Here is a 25,541-nt window from a genome sequence, read left to right as displayed (position 1 = left end):
TCAGCGCACCACGTCGACGGTTGTGTGTACCGAAGCGCTGTGGACGTAGCCGTCGACAGTTGAGCTCGTGCCGGCGTTCATTAGCAACTGTGCCTCGGCGTCGCTGAGGTCGCCAAAGAGCGTGATGTCCCTTGTGAACTTGCCATCGCCGAGGTGGGTGACTTCCACGCGCACGTCATCCAGCGCGAGTCCTTTCGCTGCGGACCGAATTGCCTGGGAACAGGAGACGGCCAGCGCAGACATGTACAGGCCAGTGGACGTCACGCCTTGGCCTTTACCACCGGCATTCTTGGCCCGGTCAGTGGCGATCTCCCGGTTGGAGGTGCGCACCACATCGCCGTACTTCGTGCCACGAGCGGAGTATGAGATTGCATTCGAATCTCCGGTGGCTTCAGGCACGAACTCGGGGACTATGTACTGCATGACCCATGAGCCAATGATGTCGGCTGCACGCTGGGCGGTGCCTTGGCGCGTCAACAAGTGGTCAGCTTTATCCAACGCCATGAGTGACTTTGGGTAACGGGTGAGACTGAAGATCGATTGGGCGTTATCAATGCCAACCGTGACGTCGATAGGTGAGTGCACCAGCAGTAGCGGCTTGCGTAGCTTCGGCAAGTATTCTTCGGGATTCGTGTCGGCGAGGTCCTCGAGGAAGCCTCGCGAGATGATGAGCTCCCTGCCCCCGAGAATGACGGGGACGAAACCGTCGCGGTCGGCGTCACCAATCTTGTCCGCGTAGTGCAGCACTGAGTGAGCGGGGTCAAACGGAGCACCGACTGTCGCTACAGCTTTGAGGGTCTTCTTGAGATCGGGGTGGGTCGCGGCCTTCAGCGCAGCAGCACCGCCGAGGGAATGCCCCATGATGAGCTGTGGGGCTTTGAATTCATCGGCCAGCCACTTTGCTGCAGCCACGATGTCGTCAACGTTTTGGGAAAACGAGGTGTCTGCAAACTCACCCTCGGACTGTCCCAACCCGGGGAAGTCGAACCGTAGTGTCGCAATCCCAAACTCCGTGAGCCGCTTCGAGATCCTCGAAGCGCCGGGGGTATGCCTGGATCCTGCGAAGCAGTGTGCAAAGATTGCGTAGGCTTTCGCCGGGCCATCGGGCCGATCGATCGTTCCGGCCATCATCTTGCCCGTCGACGACGGCACCTTCACGTTCAGCGATAACATGTGGGCTTTCCTCCTGAGAACGGGGACGTGTTCGGTGAACTTTGCTCGAACAAGGATAGAGTACATTGATGTGAACGAGTGAGAAGCACTTACCATGTATGCCAGGTAGTGCGAGAGGCAAAGAGCCACTTTTGCCGTGACGAAAGGTCGTATGAGGAATGGCTGCATTTGGCTGGTTTTGGAAAGCAATGGGGGCGACATCCGAACGCAACAACAAAAAGTCGAAGGGGATCGTGGCGAAGGCCCACGAGCTCATCGGTGAGTTCGAAGCCCTTGACGACGTCGCGCTGGGCGCCGCTGTGCATGAAACCGTGCGTGACGGAGAGGTCGTCGATAAGCCTCGATTCCTTGCAATTTTGTCGGTTGCCTCCACTCGAACTCTTAGTATGACCCCGTTCGACGTCCAAAACCAGGCGGTGTTGCGCCTGCTCGAAGGCGACGTGATCCAGATGGCTACCGGCGAGGGCAAGACACTGGTAGGGGCTATTGCCGCGACGGGCTTTGCGCTCACTGGAAAACGAGTCCACCTCATCACAGTGAACAACTACTTGGCAGAGCGCGACGCCACTTGGATGCGCCCGCTCGTTGAGTTCTTTGGGCTCAGCGTTGCCGCAGTGACGGAGTCGACCACGCGTGAGCAGCGTGTACAGGCGTACCAGAGTGATGTTGTCTACGCCCCAGTTACTGAGATCGGTTTTGACCACCTACGCGACAACCAGATCACGCATCGCTCGCAGACTGTACAGCTGGCAGCCGACGTCGCACTTGTCGACGAAGCCGACAGCGTCCTTGTCGACGAAGCCCTCGTCCCACTGGTCCTTGCTGGCTCCGAAGGCACGCAGCAATCCACTGGCAAGATCACCGAGGCTGTCTCGCACCTTGATGAGGAGAAGGACTACGAAACGGATGCGGATGGGCGCAACGTGTTTCTCACCGATGACGGAGCGAAGAAGGTGGAACATCTTCTCGGGATTGATTCGCTCTACTCCGATGAGCACATTGGCACGACACTCGTGCGCGTCAACCTTGCCCTACACGCCCGAGCCCTGCTGATACGCGACGTGCACTACATCGTTGAAGACGGCAAGGTCGCACTTGTCGACGCCTCCCGGGGCCGTGTCGCCGAGCTGCAGCGGTGGCCGGATGGACTGCAGGCCGCCGTGGAAGCGAAAGAAGGGCTGAAGGCGTCTGAGGGGGGTCGTATCCTTGACTCGATAACGCTCCAAGCACTTATGCGCCGCTACCCGAAGGTTTGTGGCATGACCGGTACTGCGGTGGAAGCGACCGACCAGCTGCGTTCCTTCTACGACCTGCACGTGTCTGTGATTGATCGTGCTAACCCGTTGCAGCGATTTGACGAAGCCGATCGCATTTACGCCACTATGGAAGAAAAGAACCAGGCAATCGTCGAAGAGATTGCGTCACTCCATGGAAACGGCCAGCCCGTGCTTGTAGGTACCCACGACGTTGCGGAATCCGAAGCTCTTGCAGATGCCCTGAATGAACGCGGTATCAACGTGAATGTGCTCAACGCGAAGAATGACGCGGAGGAAGCCCGTATTGTTGCCGAAGCTGGCGATCTAGGAAGGGTCACTGTCTCGACGCAAATGGCAGGCCGTGGCACTGATATCCGTCTAGGGGGTGCCGATGAAGCTGATCATGACGAGGTAGCGAAACTGGGTGGGCTTGCGGTCATCGGCACAGCACGCCATCGAACTGCACGACTCGACAACCAGCTGCGCGGACGAGCGGGGCGCCAAGGCGACCCGGGGTTGAGTCTTTTCTTCGTCTCCTTGGAAGATGACATTGTGGTCACTGGGGGAGAGGACGAGCGCATCACGGTGCAGCCTGATGCATCGGGACGGATTGAGTCCTCCCGCGCACAACAGTTTGTCGACCACTGCCAGCGCGTTACCGAGGGCCAGCTGTTGGAAATCCACTCGCAGACTTGGAAGTACAACAAGCTCATTGCGGACCACCGCACGATCCTTGATGAGCGTCGTGCCTCGCTGCTCGATACCGACACGGCGTGGCGTGAATTGTCTGAACGCGCACCTGAACGTGCTGCCGAGTTGGAGTCGATTGATGCTGACACGCGCGAACAGGCCGCCCGTGAGATCATGCTTTACCACTTGGACCTAGAATGGTCGGAGTATCTTGCACTCATGGACGATGTTCGAGAATCGATCCATTTGCGTGCTATTGCACGTGAAACTCCAATTGATGAGTATCACCGCATCGCCATCCGAGAATTCAAAGAGTTAGCGAATCGCGCGGTTGATCACGCTGTAACGACGTTTGACGACGTCGTCATCGACGCCGACGGAGCCCACCTTGAGGAGGCTGGTTGGAAGCGTCCGAGTGCGACGTGGACCTACATGGTGTCAGACAATCCGTTGGCAGGTTCGGGCAACTCGGTCATCTCCGGAATCGGAAATATTTTCCGTTAATCCTCATGTTGAGGTTCAGAGCGCTACACTAGAACCGCAACAGCACGCTGACCCACAGTTGGGTAATATTGCGACTTAGAATTATTGACTTTATAAACACCGTCAGGAGTTTTGAATGGCCGAGAACAAAGATGCAGACATCGTCCAGGTCGAAACGACCTCCGTCTTTCGTGCTGACCTTTTGAAGGAGATGGAAAACGGCGCTGCTGCAGCTAACGATAACGTCACTAGCACGGAAAACTTGCCGGAGGGCGTTGCCTTGCTCGTGGTAAAACGCGGACCTAACGCTGGCGCGCGGTTTCTGCTGGACCAGGACGCAACCACGGCAGGTCGGCACCCTGAGGCGGATATTTTCCTAGACGATGTCACCGTGTCTCGTCGCCACGCTGAGTTCCGCCGCAATGGTGAGTCCTTCGAGGTTGTTGATGTGGGATCGCTGAACGGCACCTACGTGAACCGAGAGCCGAAAGACTCTCAGATGCTGTCTTCGGGAGATGAAATCCAAATCGGTAAGTTCCGTCTAGTTTTCATCGCTGACGATAAGTAGCATTGTCCGCCAGTCCGTCTCCATCCATTAGAAAAGATCATCCATCACCGTGAGTGCAATTCGTCGAACTGCTACAGAACAAGTGGGTACCACTGCCGCGCCTTCAGTGGCCAAGACCATGTCTATTGGTGTTGTCCTGAAACAGTTGCGGGAGGAATTTCCCGACGTGACAGTGTCAAAGATTCGCTTCCTTGAGTCGGAGGGACTGATCACGCCTCAGCGTACCGCGTCTGGATACCGACGGTTCACAACCGACGATGTTGAGCGACTGCGTTACATCCTGGTTACTCAGCGGGATAATTATTTGCCGTTGAAAGTGATCCGCGAACAGCTTGAAGCGATGGACTCAGGCCAAGTCACGGCGATCATGAGCGTGAGTGAGTCAGATCCGCTGGTGTCACCGGATAGTTTCCGCGCACCGACGTCGACTCACTTGAGCGACATCGATGTTGCCGAGCAAGCTCAAACGGACCAGCAGCTTGTCGACCAATTTGTGCGCGATGGTTTGATCGTTCCTGATATGGCTGGCCATTTCACTGCCGACGACGTTCGTATCGTCACCGCAGCCTTGGCGCTGGCGGAGTTCGGTTTCGATTCGCGTCACCTGAAGACGCTGAGAACAATGGCGCGGCGTCAGGCTGATTTGATCTCTCAGGTAACGGAGCCTGTGGCCAAATCCGGCAAAGAGAACTCGGCACAGCAGGCCGAGGAACTTGGGCAGCAGCTTTCTGCCCTGGTTGTTTCCTTGCACGCTTCGCTTGTAAAGAACGAACTGCGAAACTCTGGACGCTAGCATGCAGTCGCTGAATCTACTGGGTGTATACCCGGTTGGCCCTGAGCATTTCCTTTGCGCGTTATTGCATGCACCAGAGCAGGACCTCTACTTGCCTGTGTGGCTTTCGCCGTTCTCGGGCGGCAAGCTGGCCGCGTTGATCGATGATGTCGGACCTCTTAACCCCAGTATCTACGAGACGTATCTAGAAACCTTGAAAGATTTGGGTACCCAGGTCCAGGCGTTGCGTATCGCAAGTTACTACCAGGGTGTGTTTCGTGCAGAAGTCCTGCTCAGCACCGGCAGTAAAGTTGACACGAGCATGTCTGACGCACTGCTGCTGGCCTGGACGGGTGATATTTCCCTCCAGGTGGATCCACAGGTCTTGCGGCAGGCAGGTATCCGTATTTCCCCAGCCGACGCTAAAGGCTTGTTTGACCTCGACCTTCCTGACAATTCTAGTGGGGCAGAGGCGGAAAGCGTGTCTGCTAGTGGTGACCCCGAGGCGGACCGTGACTTTGAGCGGCTCATGAAGAGTCTTGGCGCTGATGACCTGTTTGCTCCAGATGGAGACGACGAGGAACGCCCTTCCCAATAGAAGCCTCTCAATGTAAAGTAAAGGTTGAGACTTCGGCGTGTCTGCCCAAGCTGATACAGTCGTATGCCTAAGCTATCGATACAAATACTGATAGCCGACACAATAGAAAACGGGAGTATGGGAAATGAGCGATCTGCAACAAGAGCTTGAGCTTTCTTCGTTGGAAGGGCCTGTTCAGGAAACGCTGTTTGACATCGGTCCTTCAGACGAAGTGGGGTACCGAGTACCGATCGCATGCCAAGTCGCAGGCATCACCTATCGGCAGCTTGACTACTGGGCGCGCACTGATCTGGTCAAGCCGTCAATCCGAGGCGCAAAAGGTTCTGGATCGCAGCGCCTCTACTCTTTCAAAGACATCCTCGTTCTGAAGATTGTGAAGGGCCTGCTGGACACAGGGATTTCGTTGCAGAACATTCGTCTGGCCGTTGACAAGCTCCGAAACCGTGGCGTGAATGACATTGCCGAAATCACGTTGGTTTCTGACGGAACGACAGTGTACGAGTGCCGAAGCAACGAAGAAGTAATTGACCTCCTTGGTGGGGGCCAAGGCGTCTTCGGCATCGCGGTCCCGCAGATCATGAAAGACCTTACAGGCACCATCGCGGACTTCCCCGCAGAAACGATTAACCCTGAGCTTAACGGCCCTCAGCCTGTCGGGTTCGACGAACTGGCAGACCGACGTCGCCGTAAGTCTTCGTAGACAGTTCCTTGAAGGCTGCAGCCCCGCCGATACTCCCCGGCGGGGCTGCAGCCTTCGTGCTATAAAAACAGGAAACCTCAGCCTACGGCACCTGATAGCGCCGAGCCGAGCTCCTCAGCCGAAGGAGCGTCCTTGACGACAGCGGCAACGTCGGCAACAACCTGATCAGCAGGGTTTGCACCAACACGAACCACACTGAGCGTGATGCGCTCACCAAGTTGATCACGCAATTCTTGTGCGGACTCCGGTGCACCGTTGTCATCGACAGTGCCTGTAGTGATCAGCACGATTCGAACGTCACGATCGAGCTCCCGCATTGCACTGGCAGCTGCGAAAAGTGCTTCTCGTGTCTGTGGTACACCGCCTGTGCCCAGCAAACTAGCAGTGTGTGCGACGTCTTCTGCGCTGTTAGTCATAGCAATGTTGCTGCGCCAGCCCTTAACCACACCAGGGTTCAAGGGGGAAGAATAGTTCCACAACGCAACTTGATGGCCAGATTCAGTGACACGCTTCGCCTCGTCACCGATCGCGGCGTCGACCGCCGACTTGAATGGTTGCATTGCATCGGAGGTGTCGTATAGGAACAAGGTGTCCCGTGGCCCCTGCTTATCCGTCGCCTCTGCCTCTGGTTTGTGTTCCTGCCCCAACCTAAGTACTGGCGTCTCGCCAACCTCGGCCCAGACTTGCTTCGACACGTCGACTACTTGGCTATTCTTATCAGCTTTCAGCGCTGAAGCGGCTTGCTTCATCAGGTCTTGGCCAGCACGGGATTTATTCTCGTCCACCGCATCAGTGCTATTGAGTGGGATGCCGACGTAATTTAGCACAGCATCCAGCGAGGTGAACACCCGGTCTCCGGTCGCATCTCCGAGCACTGCTGCGTAGAGGCCTTGGTTCAACTCTATATCATCGACATTTTGTACAGCCTGCTCCTGTAGCGTCGCCACGGCTCTGTTTTCGTCCGCGGCGAGTAACGACGCAACTGCAGCGGATGCATCCGAGCGTTCAGGCAACACAAAGCGCACTGATTCCAGTTTGAGCGACGACGGGTCAGCAGAAGTCTGTCCTTCTACGCCGAGAGGTGCTGCATAGACAACCTCAGGGTCTGACACCGCCGCGGTACGCTGCGCATTCTGGAGTAAGGCTTCGGTGTTCGCGTTCTCCGGGGCGAGCAGCAATGCCGCATCCTCAACTTTATCGACGAGCTCCGCCCGCACGCAGTAATCGCGAACGACGCGATGTGCGTCATTGTAGGCAGCTACGACAGCGCCACCGACTGCGCTATCGGTAGAAACGATGGGCAACGACAGCTCACCAGCGATGCACTCTTGCTCAGCAGAGGTTTCGGTACGGTCCGGTTTGAGCTTCATCATCAAGATGGCACTCAGGATCACCGCGAGCGCAACCAGAAGGACCATGATCGCTCCACCAGACAAGCGATAATTGCTCTTGCCATCAGAATGTCGGCCCATGTCAATACCGTCCTTAATTCATGTACAACCCGTTTATCGTTGCCACACAGTCTAACGCCCCGCCACCATGTCGAGGAGAGCGACGAGCCGGGACCGTAACTCTTCACCACGCGCAGTGAGCACGCGTTGACGCTGAACATACGTGATTTTCCCTTTCGTCGTCTCCACAGGCACGACATCGAAGCCAAGTTCGCGGCAGTCATAGGGGGAGGCTTCCATATCGAGACGCCGCGCGTCTATCGCCAGCTCGAAACAATCAAGTAGCAGGTCGCCCGGCACCAAGGGCCCAAGTTTGAGCGCCCACTTGAACAAATCCATTGTGGCGTGCACACAACCAGGCTGCTCCCGAGAGAGCTGGTCTTCCCGCTGCAACACCAACACGTTAAGTGGGCGTGCGGGAGCGGTAAAGAAACGGAACGCGTCGAAGTGCGTACAACGCAGCTGGTGCGACTCCACAACTTCGTTGGTTCCTTCACGGCCTAAGCGCAGTGGGAGATCGTGCCGTGGGTGGTCCTCTCTGTAGAGCATCGCCCATTCGTGAAGCCCGAAGCAGTCAAAATGCGCAGGACGCGACGCCGTAGCACGGAGCAGTTTATAAATCTCCTCCACATCTTGGTTGCGCTGTTTCAGCAACAACTCGACGTTAACGCAGACGTCTCCGCCGTCTTTCACGCTGTAACTGCGCCAAGACGCTTGGGGAAGCGAAGAGGCGTCGAGAAGCACTGCGTGAGCCCCAGGGTGCCACTTTTTAAGATGCGTGGGGCGAAACCTGTAATAGTCGAACAGGAAATCCCATACGGGGTGCTTCAGTGCGCGACGTCGGCGCGCTAGGTGTGGCTCAACGAATTCAGCCGCACGCTGCTCATGGTTCGCGATCCGACCCCGATAATCAGAAGGCTCGAGGAAGGTACGAATCATGAGTTTTCGTGGGTCCAGTCTGCCACTGTGCCCACATACTCCTCAATAATGTCCTCAAGGGCCAACACGCCTACGAGTCGCCCCTGATCACGAACCTGTGCCATGTGCGCTGAACGACGGTGCAGGGAGGTCAACGCGCTATCTAGCGACTCAGAACCATCAATGACCGTCAGCGGACGGATACGGCTGACAGGTACAAGGGGATCGTCCTCCTCTGACTCCATCAGGTCCAAGATATCCTTCACGTGGATGTAGCCAACGAGAATGCCAGTGTCGCGAGCAACCGGGAATCGTGAGTAGCCAGTGTCACGTACCGCCTCCTCGATGACGGAAAGCGCGACTCCCTCCGGATAGAACGGGATAGTAGTTAGGCGATCGAGAGGAATCATCACTTCTTTGAGATTCCTCGACTCGGACCGCAGGGCCTTCGATAGGCGAGCGGTCTCCTCGGCGTCCAGCAGCCCTTCTTCGCGGGACTCACGAATCATATTCGCCAACTGTTTTTGGTCCACCGTGGAGGCAAGCTCGTCACGCTGCTCTATGCCAAACATTGCTAGCGTCTTACGTGCCAACCAGTTCAAGAACCGAATGAATGGGCCTGTGACTCTCATCCAGAGCGTCATTGCAGGCGTGAGCCAAACCGCCGTCGACTCTGGCCCAGCGATTGCAATGTTCTTTGGCACCATCTCCCCAAACAAGATATGCAAGAACGAGATAAACGCCAGTGCAATGATGAACGAGACGGGGTGCAGCCACTCACTCGGTAACCCAAGCGAGAGAAATGGGACCTCAATATAGTGAGCAACCGCGGGCTCAGCGACCTTACCAAGAACCAGTGACGCTATCGTGATGCCCAACTGAGCGCCAGCAAGGTAGATCGAAAGGTGCTCTGTTGCATAAAGTACGCCGGCTACATTCGTTTTGCCCTGTGCCTGCATCGACTCCAGTCGGTCGCGTCTCGACGATACAAGTGCGAATTCTGATGCAACGAAGAAGGCATTGATCGCGAGGAGGACGACAATAAGCAGGATCGCTACCCAAATACTCATTGTGCTGACCTCCTTTGAAACTCTTCAGCTTCCTTTGGGGAAATCGGACTCAAGATTGCTCGATCGATCCGGCGGTTGTCCATTGTGGAAACTCTGGCGAGCCAGTGTCCGGCGCTGCCTGTTTCAAACTGCTCCTGGAAATCCGCGGTACCGGTTGGGAGTACTACCTTGTCACCGACGGTTGGAATATGGCCGAGCGCCGACATGATGAGACCACCAAGAGTTTCGTATGGTCCCTCCGGTGCAACGTATCCGAGTTCGTCTTGCAGCTCATCGAGCCGCACCAAACCCGAAATCTCCCACGAGGTTCCCACGTGCAAAAAGTCACGCTCGGACTCGCGGTCGTCGTACTCGTCGTAGACCTCACCGAGGATTTCTTCAACTACGTCTTCAATCGTCACTAGCCCTTGCGTGCCACCGAACTCGTCTGCAACCAGCACTACCTGCGACCCGGCAGAACGAACCCGGTTGAGTACAGCATCACCATCGAGCGTACCCGGGATAAACGGCACAGGCTTCGCAAGCGCTGATAGCTTGGTGCTAGTACGCAGCGCCTTATCCACTGAGAATGCGTCTTTAATGTGGACGACGCCAATCGTGTCATCCAAGTCGCCACGGCGAACGGGGAAGCGCGAGTGCCCAGTCTCGCGGGCGAACGAAATGAGGTCCGCCACGGTGTCCTCAGCATCGAGAGCGTTAATGGTGGAGCGGGGCGTCATCACAGCCTCGGCGGTAGTCTCGCCGAACTGAAGTGATCTATCGATCACCGCGGCAGTATCTGCATCAAGGTCGCCGGATTCCATAGAGTTTCGCACAACCGCACCGAGCTCTTGTCCTGAGCGGGCAGAAGCCAATTCATCCGCAGGCTCAATGCCTAGTTTGCGCACAATCCAGTTCGCAGACGTGTTGAGCCATCGGATGAACCAAGCGGCGGCGGTATTGAACGCGTTGACCGGAGGCACCACGACGCGCGCTGTCTTTAGCGGATCAGTGATTGCTATGTTCTTTGGGACAAGCTCGCCGAAGACCATCGACAGCAATGTCGCGATTGCGAGCGCGAGAACGAGTGCAACCGTCGTTGAAGCTGTCTCATTCAAGCCAACGAGTTCAAGCAGGGGAGTGAAGAACTTACCCAACACCGGTTCCGCGAGGAAACCCGCGGCGAGCGTTGTGACGGTAATACCGAGCTGTGCGCCGGACAATACAAACGAGAGGTTCGCGTGATCACGTGCGACTGCTTTGGCTGTCCGGTCACCGACTTCGCGGACGTGCTCATCGATAGTTGAACGTTCCAGGCCTGTCATCGCAAACTCGATTGCGACGAATAGACCGGTTGACGCCGTCAATACGATGAAGCCCAAGAGGGCAAAGACTGCAATAACTATATCCATCGACTATGACCGAGGCGTGCGTCGCCTACCGTTCCTTTCCGCCGATCGTCGTCGCTGACTGCCGGCCTTCGGACGTTTCGAGCGTCCACTGGAATTCCGGCCCTTCCCGCGTTGTTGAGGTTGGCCGCCTGGCGGTGGTAGCGGTGTGCCCGAAGGCTTCCTGGCACCGGTAATGTCCACCACCTCAGGTGAAAGTATTTGTGCATCTATTTCCGTCGCCAGCACCCCAGCCTTATCCAACAGCGCGCGAACTTCCTTACGCTGCGCGTCCATAACCAATGTCACGACGTTGCCTTCAGCGCCCGCACGCGCGGTACGACCTGCGCGGTGCAAGTAAGCCTTATGCTCTGCAGGAGGATCGATATGAACGACGAGCGAGACTCCCGATACATCGATCCCCCGAGCAGCAATGTCTGTAGCGACGAGTACGGGGGTAGAACCATCAGCGAATCCATTAAGTGCCCGGGTCCGAGCACCCTGGCCTTTATCACCATGAATGCCCTGAGCGTGAATTCCTGCGCGACGAAGCTTCCGCACCTGCCGGTCCACACCGTGCTTGGTGCGCATAAACATGATTGTCTTGCCTTCGCGTGCTGCAATTTCTATAACTCTGGCATTGCGCGTTTCACGGTCTCCGCACAGCAGCACAAAGTGCTTCATTGTTTTCACCGCAGACTTAACTGGAGCGGTTGAATGCGTAACCGGGTTGTGCATGTAGCGATCAACAATCTTCTGCACGTCCCCATCAAGCGTTGCAGAAAATAGCAACTTCTGCGCGCCCTGGGGCGCGCGGTCCAAGAGCTTGACTACCTGAGGCATAAAACCCATGTCTGCCATCTGGTCCGCCTCATCAAGCGTGACAATCTCAAGCGCGCCAAAATCGAGGACGCTGCGCTGGAGCAGGTCCTCTGCGCGACCCGGTGTCGCTACTAAGAGGTCAACAGGTGCAGCTAACGCTCGGATTTGAGTGTTGATGTTTACACCGCCGACAACATCCAACACCCGAAGTCCTAACGCATTTGCGGGATTCGAGAGGCGCTGTCGGATCTGGGCCGCAAGCTCACGCGTTGGGGCCAGAACGAGGCCGCGTGGCTTACCCGGACGACTCGGCGCGCCTGCGAGACGCGCCAACATCGGCAAACCAAACGTAAAAGTCTTGCCAGAACCAGTCGGACCACGACCGAGCACGTCCTTACCAGACAGCGCGTCAGGAATAGCCGCTTCTTGAATCGGAAACGGCTGGGAAATTCCATCTGCGGCGAGGGTATGCACTAGGGGGTGCGGAAGGCCGAGATCGGCAAAACTTTTCATTGCAAACACCCTAGTGCCTTTTGCGGGCAGGTGCTACCGCCACGCTTAGTAACGAAGCTCCTTACGGTCACCAGACCACGCAACATGGAACGTGCCATCCATATCGATGCGCTTATAAGTGTGCGCACCGAAGAAGTCACGCTGACCCTGAATCAGCGCAGCCGGCAGGCGCTGTGCTCGCAACGAATCATAGTAGGAGAGTGAGGATGCAAACACTGGAACAGGCAAACCAAGCTGCGTAGCGGAAATGACGACGCGTCGCCAAGCATCAATCACGCCACCCTCTAACTCATTGCGGAAATAAGGATCAAGTAGCAGTGACGGCAACTCCGGGTTCTTTTCGTATGCCTCGGTGATGCGATCCAGGAACTTCGCGCGGATAATGCAGCCGCCACGCCAAATCTTTGCTAGCTCGCCTGGCTTCAGACCCCAGTCGTATTCCTGGGAGCCGGCGGCAATCTCATCGAAGCCCTGAGCGTAGGCGACGAGCTTCGAAGCGTATAGCGCGCGACGCACGTCCTCGATAAATTGCGCCTTGTCAACACCGAGCTCAGCAAAGGAAGCCTCCACACCGCTTGGCAGGGCCGCCTCGAGCGCAGCGGTGCGCTGTGCGGTCGACGATGACAGCGCACGAGCAAACACTGCTTCACCGATGCCGGTGACTGGGACGCCTAAGTCCAAGGCCTCCTTCACCGTCCAGCGACCCGTACCTTTCTGTCCGGCTGCGTCAACAACGATGTCAACGAACGGCTTACCAGTCTGCTCATCAACCTGCTTGAGCACCTCAGCGGTGATCTCGATCAGGTACGAATCCAGGTCGCCTTCGTTCCACTCGGAGAAAATTTCAGCAATTTCGGCAGGCTCCAGACCAGCTGCGTAGCGCAGCAAGTGGTACGCCTCCCCGATAACCTGCATGTCCGCGTACTCGATGCCGTTGTGCACCATCTTGACGAAGTGCCCCGCACCATTGGGGCCAATGTGGGTTACACAAGGAACACCATCGACCTTTGCGGCAATATCTTCGAGCAGTGGGCCAAGCGCCTCCCACGACTCGACGGGGCCACCCGGCATGATCGAGGGACCGAGCAGTGCGCCTTCTTCGCCTCCAGAGATGCCAGCGCCAACGAAGTGTCGGCCTTTCTCAGCGACTTCTTTTTCACGGCGGATTGTGTCAGTGAACAGTGAATTACCACCGTCGATGATGATGTCGCCTTCATCCATGGCCTCAACGAGCTGATCAATCACAGCGTCCGTAGCCTTACCGGCCTGGACCATGATGACCGCACGGCGTGGGCGCTCAAGCGAAGCAACAAAGTCTTGAATCGTCTCCGACGGGATGAACGAGCCCTCATCCCCGTGCTCCGCCATTACAGCGCGGGTCTTTTCTGGGGACCGGTTGTAGATTGCCACGGTATGACCGTTGCGGGCGAAATTGCGTGCTAGGTTCGAACCCATCACAGCCATACCGACGACGCCGATCTGGGCGAGATGAGTTTGGGACTGATTCGTATCATGCTCGGTGATAGTCATGGAGACAATACTACGCTGATGGAAGGAAAGAACGGAATGGGTTTGGCATTTGAAAAAGTAGATCGCGAACTGAACGAGGAAGAACTACGGGCACTTAACGCGTACAACGACGGCTACGCCAACACCATCGGTATGGTCATCACGGCGTGCAGCCCCGCCCGAGTGACGGCGCACATTGACGTCGGCCCCCAGCACCTCCAGCCTGCGGGGATTGTCAACGGCGGAATCTATGCCGGACTCGCTGAAACGGTTGGATCGGTTGCAGCGATGGCGGTGGCTGGTAAACCAGCTGTCGGTACGAACAACAACACCGATTTTCTTCGCAGCGTTCGCGAAGGCCGAATCGAAGCTACCGCGCTTCCGATTCACATCGGACAGCGGACTCATCTCTGGCGCGTCGAAATGCGCCATGAAGATAAGCTGGTCGCGGTAACGAACCTAAAGCTCCTTGTACTCTAGAGCCACCGGTTCTTCCTGAACCACCAGTACATCAGTGCCATGGTCAGGATCATGATGCTGAGCACCACCGGGTAGGAGTACTTCCAAGCGAGCTCCGGCATGTACTCGAAGTTCATGCCATACACGCCAGCAATCATGGTCGGGGCCGCAGCCATACCGACTACTGCAGAGATGGTGCGCATATCAGAGTTTTGTTGCATCGAGACTTTCGCAACTGAAGCATCGAGCAGAGAAGAAAGTCGCTCATCGAATCCCGAGAGACGGTCGCTTACGATCGTTGCGTTATCTTGTACATCGCGGAAGTAAGACCTGAGGGCTTTCCTCATCAGATCTCGGTTGTTGGTCAAACCGTTTTTCAAGGCTGGCGCAATCGGATCGATCGCGTGGCGCATTTCCAAGATTTCACGCTTGTAGTTGTAAATCTTGTCAATATTAATGTCTCGCCGAGGCGTAAACACCTCGTTTTCCAGTTCATCGACGTCGCGACTCAGGTTGTCTGCGACCTTCAAGTAGTTGTCGACGATGTAGTCAGAAACTACCCATGCGACGGCACTTGGACCAAGCACCGCGAGGTCCTCCTCGCTCTCCAGTCGGCCAGTCAGATCAGGCAGGGGAGCGCCGTGTCGGATTGTGATGGCGAAATTCGGTCCTGTCACAATTTGGACCTCACCAGTGGAAATGATTTCACGGGCGTCCGCAACTTCCTCATCGTCGCGGTAGTACACCGAGCGCACGACCATGAAGAGCTGTTCGTCATAGCGCTCAATTTTTGGCCTCTGGTGGGCGTCGACAACGTCATCAACAATCAGATCGTCAATGTCGAAAAACGACGAGATCTTTGTCATCTGCTCGTCTGTCGGACCTTTCAACGAGACCCACACAAACGCGTTATCGTGCTCCCGTGCAACCTGCAGCGCCTGCGGGATCCGGTAGTTGCCGGGGACGCGCTTGCCGTCGACAAATACTTTGCAAAAGTCGATCGAGCGTTCAAGGGGGACCTTCACCGGAATGCGCGATGGTTGAAGCGTATTTTTCGACGACTTCCTCGACAACGGGATCCTTGGTGGCATATCGGCCCCCTTACTAGCTGCGTCGCACCAAAAATGGGCGAGGGATTCAACAACGTTCGAGATACTACGCCCTTCGGCACTGGAACACGAACGCGCCCCCTCCAAGCATTGGGTTGGAGAGGGGCGCGCAGAGAATGCTGGTTAGCGCTGCGAAATATGCCGCTGGCCCGGGGTGGTCGGGAGGTTGTAGCGTTTCGAGCTCAACGCGTTGTATACCCACGTCAGTGCGGTGACAGTCCGATTACGCAAACCGGTCAGGAAGGAGACATGGACGTAAAGCCACATCATCCAGCCCAAGAATCCGGCGATCTCGACCTTGCCCATCTTCACGACAGCGTTGAAGCGGGTCACGATAGCCATCGAGCCCTTGTCGAAGTAGGAGAATGGTTCCCGCTGTTCCGGCGCAACTTCTTCTTCAACCTGATCCTTTAAGACCTTGCCGACATACTCGCCGGACTGCATTGCAACCTGTGCGACACCTGGCAGGCGGTCGCGACTCATCATGTCGCCCACGATGAAGACATTCGACAGTTCGCCAACGGTGAGGTCGGCATTGACTGGAACCTTGCCGTTGCGCTCTGCCTCGACGCCAGCCTGTTCAGCGACCATTTTGCCGAGCGGGGATGCTTGGACGCCGGCAGACCAGATCTTTGTTGGGGTAAAGACGGTAGTCTCCTTGTCGGTCTTGGTGTCCTTGTACGTCACGCTCTCTGCGTTCACATCGGTCACAATTGCGTTCAGGATAACAGTGACGCCTGCCTTCTCTAGCTCGCGCTGTGCCTTACGGCCGAGGCGCTTACCAAATGGCGGCAGTACCTGTGGCATACCGTCGATAAGCAGGATCTTGGTCTGGTCGGGCGAGAACGAGTACTGGCCGTCGGCAAAGGCGCGATGAGCCAGTTCAGCAATTTGGCCAGCGAGTTCAACACCGGTTGGGCCAGCCCCCACAAGAACGAAGGTCAGCAAACGTTCGCGCTCTTCAGCGGAGGTAGCCAGTTCGGCTTTCTCAAACGCGTCGAGAATTCGGGCGCGGACCTCCAGCGCGTCATCCGCTGTTTTCAAACCGGGTGCGAATTCCGCGAAGTGATCATTGCCGAAGTACGACTGTCCTGCGCCCGCAGCAAGGATAAGTGAGTCGTACGCAAACTGAGACGCAACGCCATCGTCAGAAGACGTGACGATCTGGCTAACAGTATCGATCTCATCAACGTTTCCGCGGACCACGCGAACATTGTCCTGGCTTGCGAGAATCTGGCGAACTGATGAAGCGATCTCACCAACAGAAAGCAGACCAGTAGCTACCTGATAAAGCAGAGGGGCGAAGATGAAATGGTTTGTGCGGTTAATAATTGTGATGTCTACATCCGCATCCGCGAGTGCACGGGCAGCGTTAATACCACCAAACCCCGCGCCCACAATCACAACGTGATGGCGGTTTCCGGCGGGACGGTACGGCGTCTGGGTCATATCGATGTCGCTCCTTGGGAAAGCTGTTTTAAATTTCTTCACTTATAGTACGCCCATAATGTTAGAACTGTATGGTTTTGGGACAATGCGTCGAAAACTCCGCTGAAAGTTTGACCAAGTAAGGTGGGGAAGCGTGCCGATACCTGAATCATTACCACCGCATCTTCAAACCGTGGATGCTACGAAGTGGCCGCGCCTAGTGCAGCCTTTGGAAGGTTTTGCTCTCAAAACCCGTGCCAGATTGGCAGAGTCCGAGTTTGCACGAGCCTGTGAAGCTGCTGGTGTGACCCTCTCGGGTGTTGATGCTCAAATTCGCGTGAACCACGAATTGCTCTTTGAACGTATCGCGTGTTCTGGTTGGACCGGTCTCGCGGAAGGATATATGGCAGGTGAGTGGTCGGTAGCGTCCTCGGATGTGCTTGTAGATGTCATCACCAAGTTGTTGCAGCAGGGCTACGTGCCACGTCGAACTGCATGGAAGCCGCAAGCTGAGACGGCCGGTGCCACATTGCCGCATTCGCTCGTGCAGCACTTTTCAGGCGACGGTGTCAGCGCGTTCCAGGGGCACTTTGCTACCGGCGTGGCTACCACGGAGCGACAATTGACAAGGTCTTATCCCGAACAGCGCACGAAGCAGCAGGGCGCAAAGCGCCGCTTCATTGATGTGACGACTTTCGAAGCGCCAATGAGTGCGGAGCGGTCCGATCTGGGGGATATTCAGGCGCGAAGCGCTCGCCAACTGCTCGACCTTGTGGGGGCCGGGCGTGGGATGAGAATCCTTGAATATCCAAGTACAGGCGGTGCTGTAGCGCTAGCCGCCGCATCTCGTAGATCAGTCGTAGATGCACTAGTCGGCAGCCACGAAATTGCCGCTAGCCTGCGTGAATATCTCATCCTTAATGGTGCTTCGACTGACGTCCGTGTGGCAGTCGGCAAGCTTGGAGATCCACATTGGGCCCAGCAACATGGACCGTATGATGCAATTGTTTCCTTCGGGCAGCTTGAGGCCTGCCCGAAGAAAGATAAGGTACATTACCTGAGTGCGATGGATCGCATGCTGTTGCCAGGCGGAAGGATTGGCATGCAGTCGGTGATGGCGCGCCAATCGGGGGCAAAGGCGGTAGATCGTGCATGCCGGGTCGCGCTTCAGGTTCTAGGGGCATACGTCTGGCCGGGTATGGAGTATATGCATGAGCGAGAGTTTCTCAAGCTAGTTGAGCAGCAGACGCGCTTGCAAGCGATTAGTGTCAGCCGGGCGCCGGAGCATTTGCGGCTCTCGCTCCGCCTTCAGCGGCAAATGTTTGATGGGCGACTCCGTGAAGCTGCGGCGGATGGCTATGACGAAGTTTTCCGACGACTGTGGTTGTGGCAGTTCGCGGTCCGCGAGGCGGTGACCGCGGTAGGAGGTTTGGATCTCGCGCAGGCGGTGCTGGTGCGTAAGCACAGGGGTGGGCGTCGATGAGCGCGAAGCCGACGGATTAGTTGACATAATGTACATTATCGGACATTTGCGACCAGCGGTGTGCACACAAGGAAACCCGCCTAATTACGTAACGTGACGCAATTAGGCGGGTTTATGTGCATGACCTACTTTGTCATGTTGAGGCGAATATTGAGTGTGCCAGTCTCGGCGATCTTCGCTGCGACAAATTCTGGTGTCTCGACGTTGTAGTCAAGCCGGTTGAACGGTATGTCACCTGCCACGATGAGATGGCTACCAGACAGGGCAACGTCAAGCGGCGCTTTGATATGGTTTGTCTCACCGCGGATCGTGAGGTCTCCGACCACTTCGACGGTTCCGATCGAGCCGTCTGTCGGGAGTTCAGAGAGATCGATCGGTTCGGTAACCGTGAAGCTTGATGTTGGGAACTGATCGGTGTGAAGAATCTTTCGGCGTACATTGTTGTCGCGAACGTCGCTGTCTGTGGTGAGGTTTGTCATATCGACAACGATCTCGCCGACCTGTAGTACGCTTGCGTCGATATGTACCTCGCCTGCAACGCCTGTCGTCGAACCTGAGGTGGTTTTTGCTTCACCCGGTAGCACCTCGTCGAATGTGAAACCAGCGGACGTCGCATTTGCTCCCGGTCGCTTCTGGACCTGCCAAGTGCCATTGATATCTGTTTCCGCGGGCTTGAGACGGCTGGCGTCGATGCCGGCAGTCTTGACTCCGCCACCACCGAGCATGCTGAAAAGCAATGGGACCATCGCAACGAGCACCGCGACCACTGCAATCGCTGCGACGACCACCATCAAGAGTTTCTTCTTGCGGTCGCTGGGAGCTTGCACTTCCTTCATGGACATTTACCTCAACTTTTCAAGGGTACGCGCTAATTCAATTAATTCGTCACACATGTTACGTAATTCCTCCGAGTCAGCGTTTTCTTCGACTGCAGTACGGATATCTTCTGCCGTGCAGCGCAAAACGAAAAGGTTATCTCGCAAGTTCGACACTGTTTCTGGTTTGAGAATGGCTGCTCCTGCATCAATTGCTGTGCCCGCCACGAAGTTGCGCTGCTCGTACGCGCGCTGTTTGCATGACTGGCTGCAATATTTACGACGACGCCCTCTTCCCTGTTGCTGCGCCATTTCTTTGCCACACCACTGACACGTAGGCGATTCATTCTTCGCATACACATCACTTTTTGGCATACAGGTCAGCCTAATACACAACTCTAAGAGAATGCATGTCTAACTCAATCCCGTGGGAACAAAAACTGGAAGGTGGACGTTATAATAGTGCGACTGCATTTATATGTGTTTAGAAGGGACTATTGAGTATGGCTGATCGTGTTCTTCGCGGAAGTCGAATGGGCGCAGTGAGCTACGAGACGGACCGAGACCATGATCTCGCGCCTCGGCAACAAGCGCGATACCGCACTCCGAATGGCGAGATTTTCGAAGTGCCGTTCGCTGACGACGCTGAAATTCCAGAGGAATGGATGTGCAAGAACGGCCAGCTCGGCACCCTTATGGAAGGCGAAGGCGTCGAGTCAAAGCCAGCGAAGCCTCCACGTACTCACTGGGACATGCTCCGCGAGCGTCGCACCATCGAGGAACTCGACGTCCTCCTCGAAGAACGCCTTGACCAGCTGCGGAAGCGTCGTCGCGCTGCAGCCCGGTTGGCGAAGGAACAGGCAGCAGAAAATAAGGAATAAAAGCTGGTTATACCCCCTAGCGAGAGACTACCGAATGTGTGGTCTCTCGCCTTTTCTTTCGTCGGAACCGAAAACTATTTACGCTTTGCGGAGATGAAGCTTTTTGCTACATTTACAACGTCTCCTACCAACTGGGGAACTGCCTTAGTTTTGTGCAGGGCAGCGTTGGTCCGCGAGCGCTTCGCCTCGTAGCTGACCAGACGGAATCCTTCTTTCGCCATCTCACGAGCGGTTTCGAACTTCTCGGTCGCTCCCCATTTCGTAACCTCCCAGAGAGAGGTCGTAGCAAAGCTGGCGTCCAGCTTGGATTCTCCTAAGGTGCGGTCTTCGAAAGTGATTGGAACCTCTCGCACATCGAAGCCAGCAAGTTCGGCTTTGTGCGCCATATCGACCTGGAAAATGTATCCCTTGTTGGATAGCTCCTGGAGGTCGATCGTTTCGAGGACTTCGCGTCGAAAAGCGCGATATCCTGCAGTCATGTCGCGAACGTCTCCGCCCAGCGCGAGCGAAACGTATGCGTTTCCGAGCTTGGAGAGTAGATAGCGCTCTTTCGGCCAATTCTTGACCTCGCCACCATCTACGTACCGCGAACCAATGACCATGTCCGCACCGTTTTGGATTTCGTCGAGCAGTCGGTGAAGTTCCTCTGGTGCATGAGACCCGTCGGCGTCCATCTGACAGATCACCTCGTAGTCGCGCTCGAGGCCCCAATTGAAACCATCACGGTACGCGGCGAGCAACCCCTCTTTACCTGCGCGATGAAGGACGTGAAGCCGGCTATTTGTTTCAGCCAGTTGATCGGCCTTCTCCCCCGTTCCATCGGGAGAATTGTCGTCGACAACAAGCACGTCTACATCATCGTTTGAATCGAAAACCCGGCCGACAATGATAGGGAGGTTCTCGATCTCGTTGTACGTCGGGATGATCACTAATGTCGAATTTGCCACGGTGACTGCTCCTTTTCCAGCAACATTACTCGCCGTTGTTCAAATGTTGTCTAGCATACTCCCTGGGTCTACGGACTGCTGCACCGAGTATCAGCATGATCCCGAGCCAAACTATTGCAGCCTCAAGGAAGTCTCCGTAACGCACCGCAAACGTCCGCGAAGTTTTTAGCGGCAAATGTTCTATGAGGTGCGCCGGCTCAAAGATAGAAGTCTCCTGGCTTACCGTCCCATCCGGATGCACGATTGCGGATACACCCGAGGTTGCCGCCACAACTACTGCCCTATCCGTTTCGATCGCACGCAGCCTGCTCATTGCTAGCTGTTGGTAGGTCATGTCGCTAAACCCAAATGTCGCGTTATTTGTCGGCGTCGCAAGAATTTGTGCGCCATTTTTGACCGCCATGCGGTACGCGGGATCTTCTGCCACTTCGTAGCAGGTAGCGACTCCAACAGGGATACCTGCCATATGCACGACCCCTGGACCGTCACCAGGCTTAAAATCGCTGGCAAGGTCCACGAGATCAGTAATTTTACGGAAGAAATCACGCATTGGCATGTACTCGCCGAATGGCTGCAAGAACCGCTTATGGTGCATCTCTCCTGCACCCTTTTCAGGGGCGAACACAACCATGGTGTTGCGAGCACCGACCTCATCACGTGTCAGCGTACCCACGAGTACAGGTGCATCAATTGCGCGAACAGCACGTTCGATTGACGACGCCGCCAAAGGATCTTGAAACGGGTTCACGTCCGATGAGTTCTCTGGCCAAATAACGAGGTCAAGTTTTTCCCCTTGGCTTCGGGCGTCATCCGCCGCTCGAACTGTTTCATCGACGTGATTCTTTAAAACCGCTCTGCGCTGAGCGTTGAAGTCGAGCCCGAGGCGCGGCACATTGCCCTGAATGGCTGCGACCAATACAGAGTTTTCCTGTGGCCTGGCATCTTCTGCGTCTTCGTTAGCGAAACTCGGGCTAATAAGCCCTCCAAGCCCGATCGGGAGTGCGAAACCCAAAGCAGCTACCCTGCGAGGGCTCCCGCGGGTGACAAGAAACGTCACGAGACTCACACCCGTGAGACAGGCGGCAAGAGAAACCAGTGCTGGGCCACCGACTGAAGCTAACCACACGAGGGGCCCATTGACCTGTCCCCATGCCAGCCTGACCCACGAAAAACCGCCGAACGGGAGCGAGGACCGCAGGAACTCCACCGCAATATACACAAATGGGAAAGCGAGGAACCCATATTGGCTCCGGGCTATGCGAGCACCAACAGCGCCGGTAATGATCGCGGACAGCGCCAGCGTGATTGCGAGTGCAACGTAGGGCATGGCACCAACAAACGCGCCGATCCAGGGCAATAGGATGAGGTAACACGTGACAGCGTGGACGAAGCCAAGGAGGCTACCGAATCCAGCCCCGGGGAAAGGTCGCGTTGTCTGGCCAAAACGAGGCCACGGCATCAGACCGAGGTACAACGCACTGATGCCGAGGATCGCGAGGAACCAGTACCCGAACGGCTCATAGGAGTATGCGACCAATACACCTGACAAGATAGCGAGGACGAGCCGCAGGGAGGCAATCACGATTGTGTCCCCTCATCCCCACGCTCTTTGCGACGCTTGTGTTCTTCGTAGAGCCAGTCTTCGATTTCATCCGTGTCGATAACCGGGTGCTCATCCTCCGAAAAACCTTGTTCCGGGGTGGGCTGGCTAAACGAACCGTACGTCGTCATGTTGCGCGACATTGGCGTCGATTCGTACATCTTGATTCCGAAGGACTCGATGCGCTGCCGTAGAGAACGCGAGAGATGGTTTCGGAACAACGAGCGTGTTGGGGTGAAGATCAACAGAAGGCCCAGGAGTGAAGACATGAAGCCTGGAATGATACAAAAAGCCCAGCCAACCATCAGAAGCGCGGAGTCTCCGGCCAGCTTTCCCATGGAAGTTCTGCCTCTTGCAGCTTTGGCAAGTTCGCCACGGAGCGTGAGTGTAGCGAGCGCTCCGCCAAGGATCATCAACGCGAAGATAGCGAGGAGGGCCCAGCCAACCCCGATTGCCTTTGCGACGAGGAAGAAAGCCAGCGCCTCTACGAGGAAATACGTCAAGATGTAGATTGGCATGCCGACCATCATAGCCCGAGGGCACAACTACTCACTCCGTGACTCAAGCATGTCTAACAACCATACGATGTCTTTTCGGAGGTGCTGAAAATACGGGGTGAAGTGGTTGATACCTGTTCTGCCAGGCAGTTTGGGCAGTTTACGCATTTGAACAGGCCTCCCCCACTTCTTTCCTAGTTCGACGACAACCTGCCACGGGACGATGTCGTCGTTCCTGCTGCCCCACAGTCTGAGAGGAATGTCGAGGGGCGTACGCGTGCCTAGCGCGTTAGCCTCGAGCGCCGCAGCTGTCTTAGGGAGGTCTTCGAGGAGCGCAGACATCGGGATACCGGAGTTAGTCCAGAGGGATGTGTTCGCCCAGGCGTGCCGGATAACCGCGCCCACTGCGCACAGGTTGGCGTCGAGGATGACCGCGGACATACCGACGGGGCTTAAACGCGGCATCAGCTCCTCAGCGATCTCCACATCGGAAGCCAATAAAGCAGCGACAGCGTAAAGAATCATGATGGATGGCAGTGTTCCATCAATTTGATCCAGCATCGCAAGCAGGTCTGCGGGTGGTGCACCAACGACAGCGGCGCGCAGGTCTAACTCCGGCGCATATTCGGGGCGTTCTAGCCACGATGCAGCCGCTCCCCCGCCTTGGGAGAAACCCCAGAGTCCAAGTTTTTCGACGCCACAACCAAGCTCCGTGCTGGCACGGACGGCGTCGGCAAGCGCGTGGGCTGCCGCACGATGGAAGCAGTAAAGCTGTACATTGTCTTCGGGATCCCGTGGATAGTCCGTCAACACAACATTTGCGCCTGTCGCGAGCAACATGTTGATCGCCGGCTGCTCGTAGGCCGCGATGAGGTCCAGAGGCTTTCGGCGTAGGCGAACTCCCACGGTGCATGAATAGGAGGGGTCACATGCAGGTGCGACGCCCTGTGTGGAGGGAGCGAAGGCAATGGATGGGCGATGACCGTTGCCACGCCAGGGACGTTTGCTGAGGAACACTGCCCCGGTGGCAGACATCACGCGATCGTGTTCATCGGTTGTGACGTACTCGATTCTGAAAGCATCAGCGCGATTCAGACGGTTTTGGAGACCAACCGGGCGGATAGGGGTTGCTTGTAAAAGCGTGCCCGGGGGCGCACCGACAGCCCACGTGGCCCTGCCGTACTCGGCATCCGTGGTCGGATGTGAATGCGTGAGGTCAAGGATCAGCGGCAGTACTGTCCGAGGTGTCAATCCGAAATCCATAGATGTGCTTTCCTAGGTGATCGGGTTGTCTCGAAGATACGGCTGCAAACTCTTTGGCTGTCTGTTCAGTGCACGTGCACCGTCGGCCTGAAGATGCACGATGTCCTCGATACGCATTCCCCAACTACCTGGCTTGTAGATTCCGGGCTCGATAGAAAACACCATGTCTTCCTGTAGGACGAGGTCATTGCCTGCTACTAGGAATGGTGGCTCATGGCCAGCCAGCCCAATGCCGTGCCCGATTCGGTGCGTAAACCACGCTCCGTACCCATGCTCGGAAATGATGTCCCTGGCTATTGCGTCGAGTTCTTCTGCGCGCATACCTGGACGCGCGGCATCGCATGCCGCCTGTTGTGCGCTCAAGAGCACGTTGTAGGCGTCGAGTTGCTCTTGGCTGCATGGTGCGCCCTCGACGAGGTACGTTCGCGTGCAATCGGAGTGGTAACCGCTTGCAATGGTTCCTCCGATATCGACGACTACGAGGTCGCCGGCTTCAATGATTCGATCAGAGAAATCATGGTGCGGGTTCGAGCCGTTAGAGCCGGAGCCAACGATTACGAAATCCACTGCAATGTGCTCCTCCAGGATTGCCGAGTGCAGGGCCTCAGCCACAGCTCGTTCGGTGGTACCGGGCGTCAAAAGCGAAGGTACACGGGCATGGACGCGATCAATGGCCTCGGCGGCCTGGGCGAGCTGTTCAACCTCGTCTGGATCCTTGATCATAAAGAGAGCAGCGAGGGCTTCTTGCGCAAGGCAGGTATTGAGAGGGTATTGCTGCAGCGCAAGCACGTGGTCCGCGGTCAATGTGCTTCCTAGGCCGACGACGGGTGACACTCCCGCCTCAGCAGGCGTTGTGATGAGTGCATAGACAATCGAATAAGGGTTTTCCCCGTCGCTCCAACCAATGCAGGTAAGCGTCGGGTCATCTGCGGGGAACGATCCTGCATCAGTGCTTGGGAGGACAACGGTTGCTTTCCCTTCGTCGGTGAGAACGATTGCAGAAAGCCGCTCGTGTGTGTCGATCTGCACCCCGGTGAGGTACTCGAACTCTGGACCAGGGCCGATGACAACGGCGCGCAGCTGGTTCTCGTCGAGAAGATCGCATGCAACTGTGCGCCGACGCACGAAGGTGTCGTTACCGAAGAAAGTCATGCGTCCATCGTAGGCGT

Annotated in this window: 24 protein-coding genes; 8 read left to right on the top strand and 16 right to left on the bottom strand. The window is 56.4% G+C overall.

Annotated elements, in window-relative coordinates; translation table 11 throughout:
* Positions 1 to 1,173, bottom strand: a complete 1,173-nt coding sequence (locus tag BJP07_RS04970; protein ID WP_071566335.1) for an alpha/beta fold hydrolase — start codon at positions 1,171 to 1,173, stop codon at positions 1 to 3.
* Positions 1,174 to 1,331: 158 nt separating this feature from the next.
* Here BJP07_RS04970 and secA2 point away from each other — a divergent pair, with 158 nt between their 5' ends.
* The 5 genes from secA2 (at position 1,332) to BJP07_RS04945 (ending at position 6,240) form a co-directional block, all read left to right on the top strand.
* Entirely contained in the window at positions 1,332 to 3,623 is a 2,292-nt protein-coding gene (gene secA2, locus BJP07_RS04965) for an accessory Sec system translocase SecA2 (RefSeq protein WP_071566334.1), read from the top strand.
* A 115-nt stretch (positions 3,624 to 3,738) separates the two neighbouring features.
* Positions 3,739 to 4,170: an oxoglutarate dehydrogenase inhibitor Odhl gene (gene odhI, locus BJP07_RS04960; RefSeq protein WP_071566333.1), complete on the top strand. Its 432-nt coding sequence runs from the start codon at positions 3,739 to 3,741 to the stop codon at positions 4,168 to 4,170.
* 49 nt (positions 4,171 to 4,219) lie between these two features.
* Positions 4,220 to 4,963 (top strand): MerR family transcriptional regulator, encoded by a 744-nt coding sequence (locus BJP07_RS04955; protein ID WP_255365922.1) that lies wholly within the window; start codon positions 4,220 to 4,222, stop codon positions 4,961 to 4,963.
* 1 nt (position 4,964) lies between these two features.
* Positions 4,965 to 5,540, top strand: coding sequence for a bifunctional nuclease domain-containing protein (locus tag BJP07_RS04950; RefSeq protein WP_071566331.1), 576 nt, complete (start codon positions 4,965 to 4,967; stop codon positions 5,538 to 5,540).
* A gap of 124 nt (positions 5,541 to 5,664) precedes the next feature.
* Positions 5,665 to 6,240 (top strand): MerR family transcriptional regulator, encoded by a 576-nt coding sequence (locus BJP07_RS04945; RefSeq protein WP_071566330.1) that lies wholly within the window; start codon positions 5,665 to 5,667, stop codon positions 6,238 to 6,240.
* A 77-nt stretch (positions 6,241 to 6,317) separates the two neighbouring features.
* On the opposite strand, the gene BJP07_RS04940 is transcribed toward BJP07_RS04945, so the two are convergent.
* The 6 genes from BJP07_RS04940 to gndA form a co-directional block, all read right to left on the bottom strand.
* The gene (locus tag BJP07_RS04940) at positions 6,318 to 7,658 is read right to left on the bottom strand and encodes a hypothetical protein (protein WP_071566329.1); all 1,341 of its coding nucleotides are present in this window, start codon (positions 7,656 to 7,658) and stop codon (positions 6,318 to 6,320) included.
* Between the two features lie 105 nt (positions 7,659 to 7,763).
* Positions 7,764 to 8,384 carry a hypothetical protein gene (locus tag BJP07_RS04935; RefSeq protein ID WP_369822315.1) on the bottom strand — a complete coding sequence of 207 codons (621 nt, stop codon included), beginning with the start codon at positions 8,382 to 8,384 and terminating at the stop codon, positions 7,764 to 7,766.
* A 242-nt stretch (positions 8,385 to 8,626) separates the two neighbouring features.
* On the bottom strand, positions 8,627 to 9,679 hold the full coding sequence (locus BJP07_RS04930) for a hemolysin family protein (RefSeq protein ID WP_071566327.1): 1,053 nt from the start codon (positions 9,677 to 9,679) through the stop codon (positions 8,627 to 8,629).
* Positions 9,676 to 11,070 (bottom strand): hemolysin family protein, encoded by a 1,395-nt coding sequence (locus BJP07_RS04925; RefSeq protein ID WP_071566326.1) that lies wholly within the window; start codon positions 11,068 to 11,070, stop codon positions 9,676 to 9,678. The genes BJP07_RS04930 and BJP07_RS04925 overlap by 4 nt, the downstream gene beginning before the upstream one ends.
* Positions 11,071 to 11,073: 3 nt before the next feature.
* Complete coding sequence (locus tag BJP07_RS04920) at positions 11,074 to 12,381, bottom strand: DEAD/DEAH box helicase (RefSeq protein ID WP_071566325.1); 1,308 nt, start codon at positions 12,379 to 12,381, stop codon at positions 11,074 to 11,076.
* 45 nt (positions 12,382 to 12,426) lie between these two features.
* Complete coding sequence (gene gndA / locus BJP07_RS04915) at positions 12,427 to 13,911, bottom strand: NADP-dependent phosphogluconate dehydrogenase (RefSeq protein ID WP_071566324.1); 1,485 nt, start codon at positions 13,909 to 13,911, stop codon at positions 12,427 to 12,429.
* Between the two features lie 36 nt (positions 13,912 to 13,947).
* Here gndA and BJP07_RS04910 point away from each other — a divergent pair, with 36 nt between their 5' ends.
* Complete coding sequence (locus tag BJP07_RS04910) at positions 13,948 to 14,370, top strand: PaaI family thioesterase (RefSeq protein ID WP_143109665.1); 423 nt, start codon at positions 13,948 to 13,950, stop codon at positions 14,368 to 14,370.
* Here BJP07_RS04910 and BJP07_RS04905 read toward each other — a convergent pair.
* Both BJP07_RS04905 and BJP07_RS04900 read right to left on the bottom strand, forming a co-directional pair.
* Entirely contained in the window at positions 14,367 to 15,440 is a 1,074-nt protein-coding gene (locus tag BJP07_RS04905; RefSeq protein WP_071566322.1) for a magnesium and cobalt transport protein CorA, read from the bottom strand. The genes BJP07_RS04910 and BJP07_RS04905 overlap by 4 nt on opposite strands.
* Positions 15,441 to 15,581: 141 nt before the next feature.
* Positions 15,582 to 16,907 (bottom strand): NAD(P)/FAD-dependent oxidoreductase, encoded by a 1,326-nt coding sequence (locus BJP07_RS04900; protein ID WP_071566321.1) that lies wholly within the window; start codon positions 16,905 to 16,907, stop codon positions 15,582 to 15,584.
* Between the two features lie 382 nt (positions 16,908 to 17,289).
* On the opposite strand from BJP07_RS04900, the gene BJP07_RS04895 reads away from it, so the two are divergent.
* Positions 17,290 to 18,369: a cyclopropane-fatty-acyl-phospholipid synthase family protein gene (locus BJP07_RS04895; RefSeq protein ID WP_083584085.1), complete on the top strand. Its 1,080-nt coding sequence runs from the start codon at positions 17,290 to 17,292 to the stop codon at positions 18,367 to 18,369.
* A 125-nt stretch (positions 18,370 to 18,494) separates the two neighbouring features.
* Here the strand turns inward: BJP07_RS04895 and BJP07_RS04890 are convergent, their stop codons facing one another.
* Together BJP07_RS04890 and BJP07_RS04885 are read right to left on the bottom strand one after the other, a co-directional pair.
* The gene (locus BJP07_RS04890; RefSeq protein ID WP_255365921.1) at positions 18,495 to 19,205 is read right to left on the bottom strand and encodes a YceI family protein; all 711 of its coding nucleotides are present in this window, start codon (positions 19,203 to 19,205) and stop codon (positions 18,495 to 18,497) included.
* Between the two features lie 6 nt (positions 19,206 to 19,211).
* Entirely contained in the window at positions 19,212 to 19,559 is a 348-nt protein-coding gene (locus BJP07_RS04885) for a hypothetical protein (protein WP_071566319.1), read from the bottom strand.
* Between the two features lie 128 nt (positions 19,560 to 19,687).
* Here BJP07_RS04885 and BJP07_RS04880 point away from each other — a divergent pair, with 128 nt between their 5' ends.
* Positions 19,688 to 20,065, top strand: a complete 378-nt coding sequence (locus tag BJP07_RS04880) for an RNA polymerase-binding protein RbpA (RefSeq protein WP_071566318.1) — start codon at positions 19,688 to 19,690, stop codon at positions 20,063 to 20,065.
* A 74-nt stretch (positions 20,066 to 20,139) separates the two neighbouring features.
* On the opposite strand, the gene BJP07_RS04875 is transcribed toward BJP07_RS04880, so the two are convergent.
* From BJP07_RS04875 to BJP07_RS04855, 5 genes are read right to left on the bottom strand one after another with little or no spacing between them, the layout of a single operon-like run.
* On the bottom strand, positions 20,140 to 21,012 hold the full coding sequence (locus tag BJP07_RS04875; RefSeq protein WP_071566317.1) for a polyprenol monophosphomannose synthase: 873 nt from the start codon (positions 21,010 to 21,012) through the stop codon (positions 20,140 to 20,142).
* A gap of 25 nt (positions 21,013 to 21,037) precedes the next feature.
* A complete protein-coding gene (gene lnt, locus BJP07_RS04870; RefSeq protein ID WP_071566316.1) occupies positions 21,038 to 22,594 on the bottom strand; it encodes an apolipoprotein N-acyltransferase in 1,557 nt (518 codons plus the stop codon).
* Entirely contained in the window at positions 22,591 to 23,130 is a 540-nt protein-coding gene (locus BJP07_RS04865; RefSeq protein WP_071566411.1) for an FxsA family protein, read from the bottom strand. Before BJP07_RS04865 ends, lnt begins: the two co-directional genes overlap by 4 nt.
* Before the next feature lie 27 nt (positions 23,131 to 23,157).
* Entirely contained in the window at positions 23,158 to 24,372 is a 1,215-nt protein-coding gene (locus BJP07_RS04860) for a lipase family protein (protein ID WP_071566315.1), read from the bottom strand.
* 12 nt (positions 24,373 to 24,384) lie between these two features.
* The gene (locus BJP07_RS04855) at positions 24,385 to 25,524 is read right to left on the bottom strand and encodes a Xaa-Pro peptidase family protein (RefSeq protein WP_071566314.1); all 1,140 of its coding nucleotides are present in this window, start codon (positions 25,522 to 25,524) and stop codon (positions 24,385 to 24,387) included.
* Positions 25,525 to 25,541: the final 17 nt, after the last annotated feature.

The organism is Corynebacterium sp. NML130628 (assembly GCF_001875665.1).
GTDB lineage: Bacteria > Actinomycetota > Actinomycetes > Mycobacteriales > Mycobacteriaceae > Corynebacterium.
This window is presented reverse-complemented; position numbering and strand designations above follow the sequence as displayed.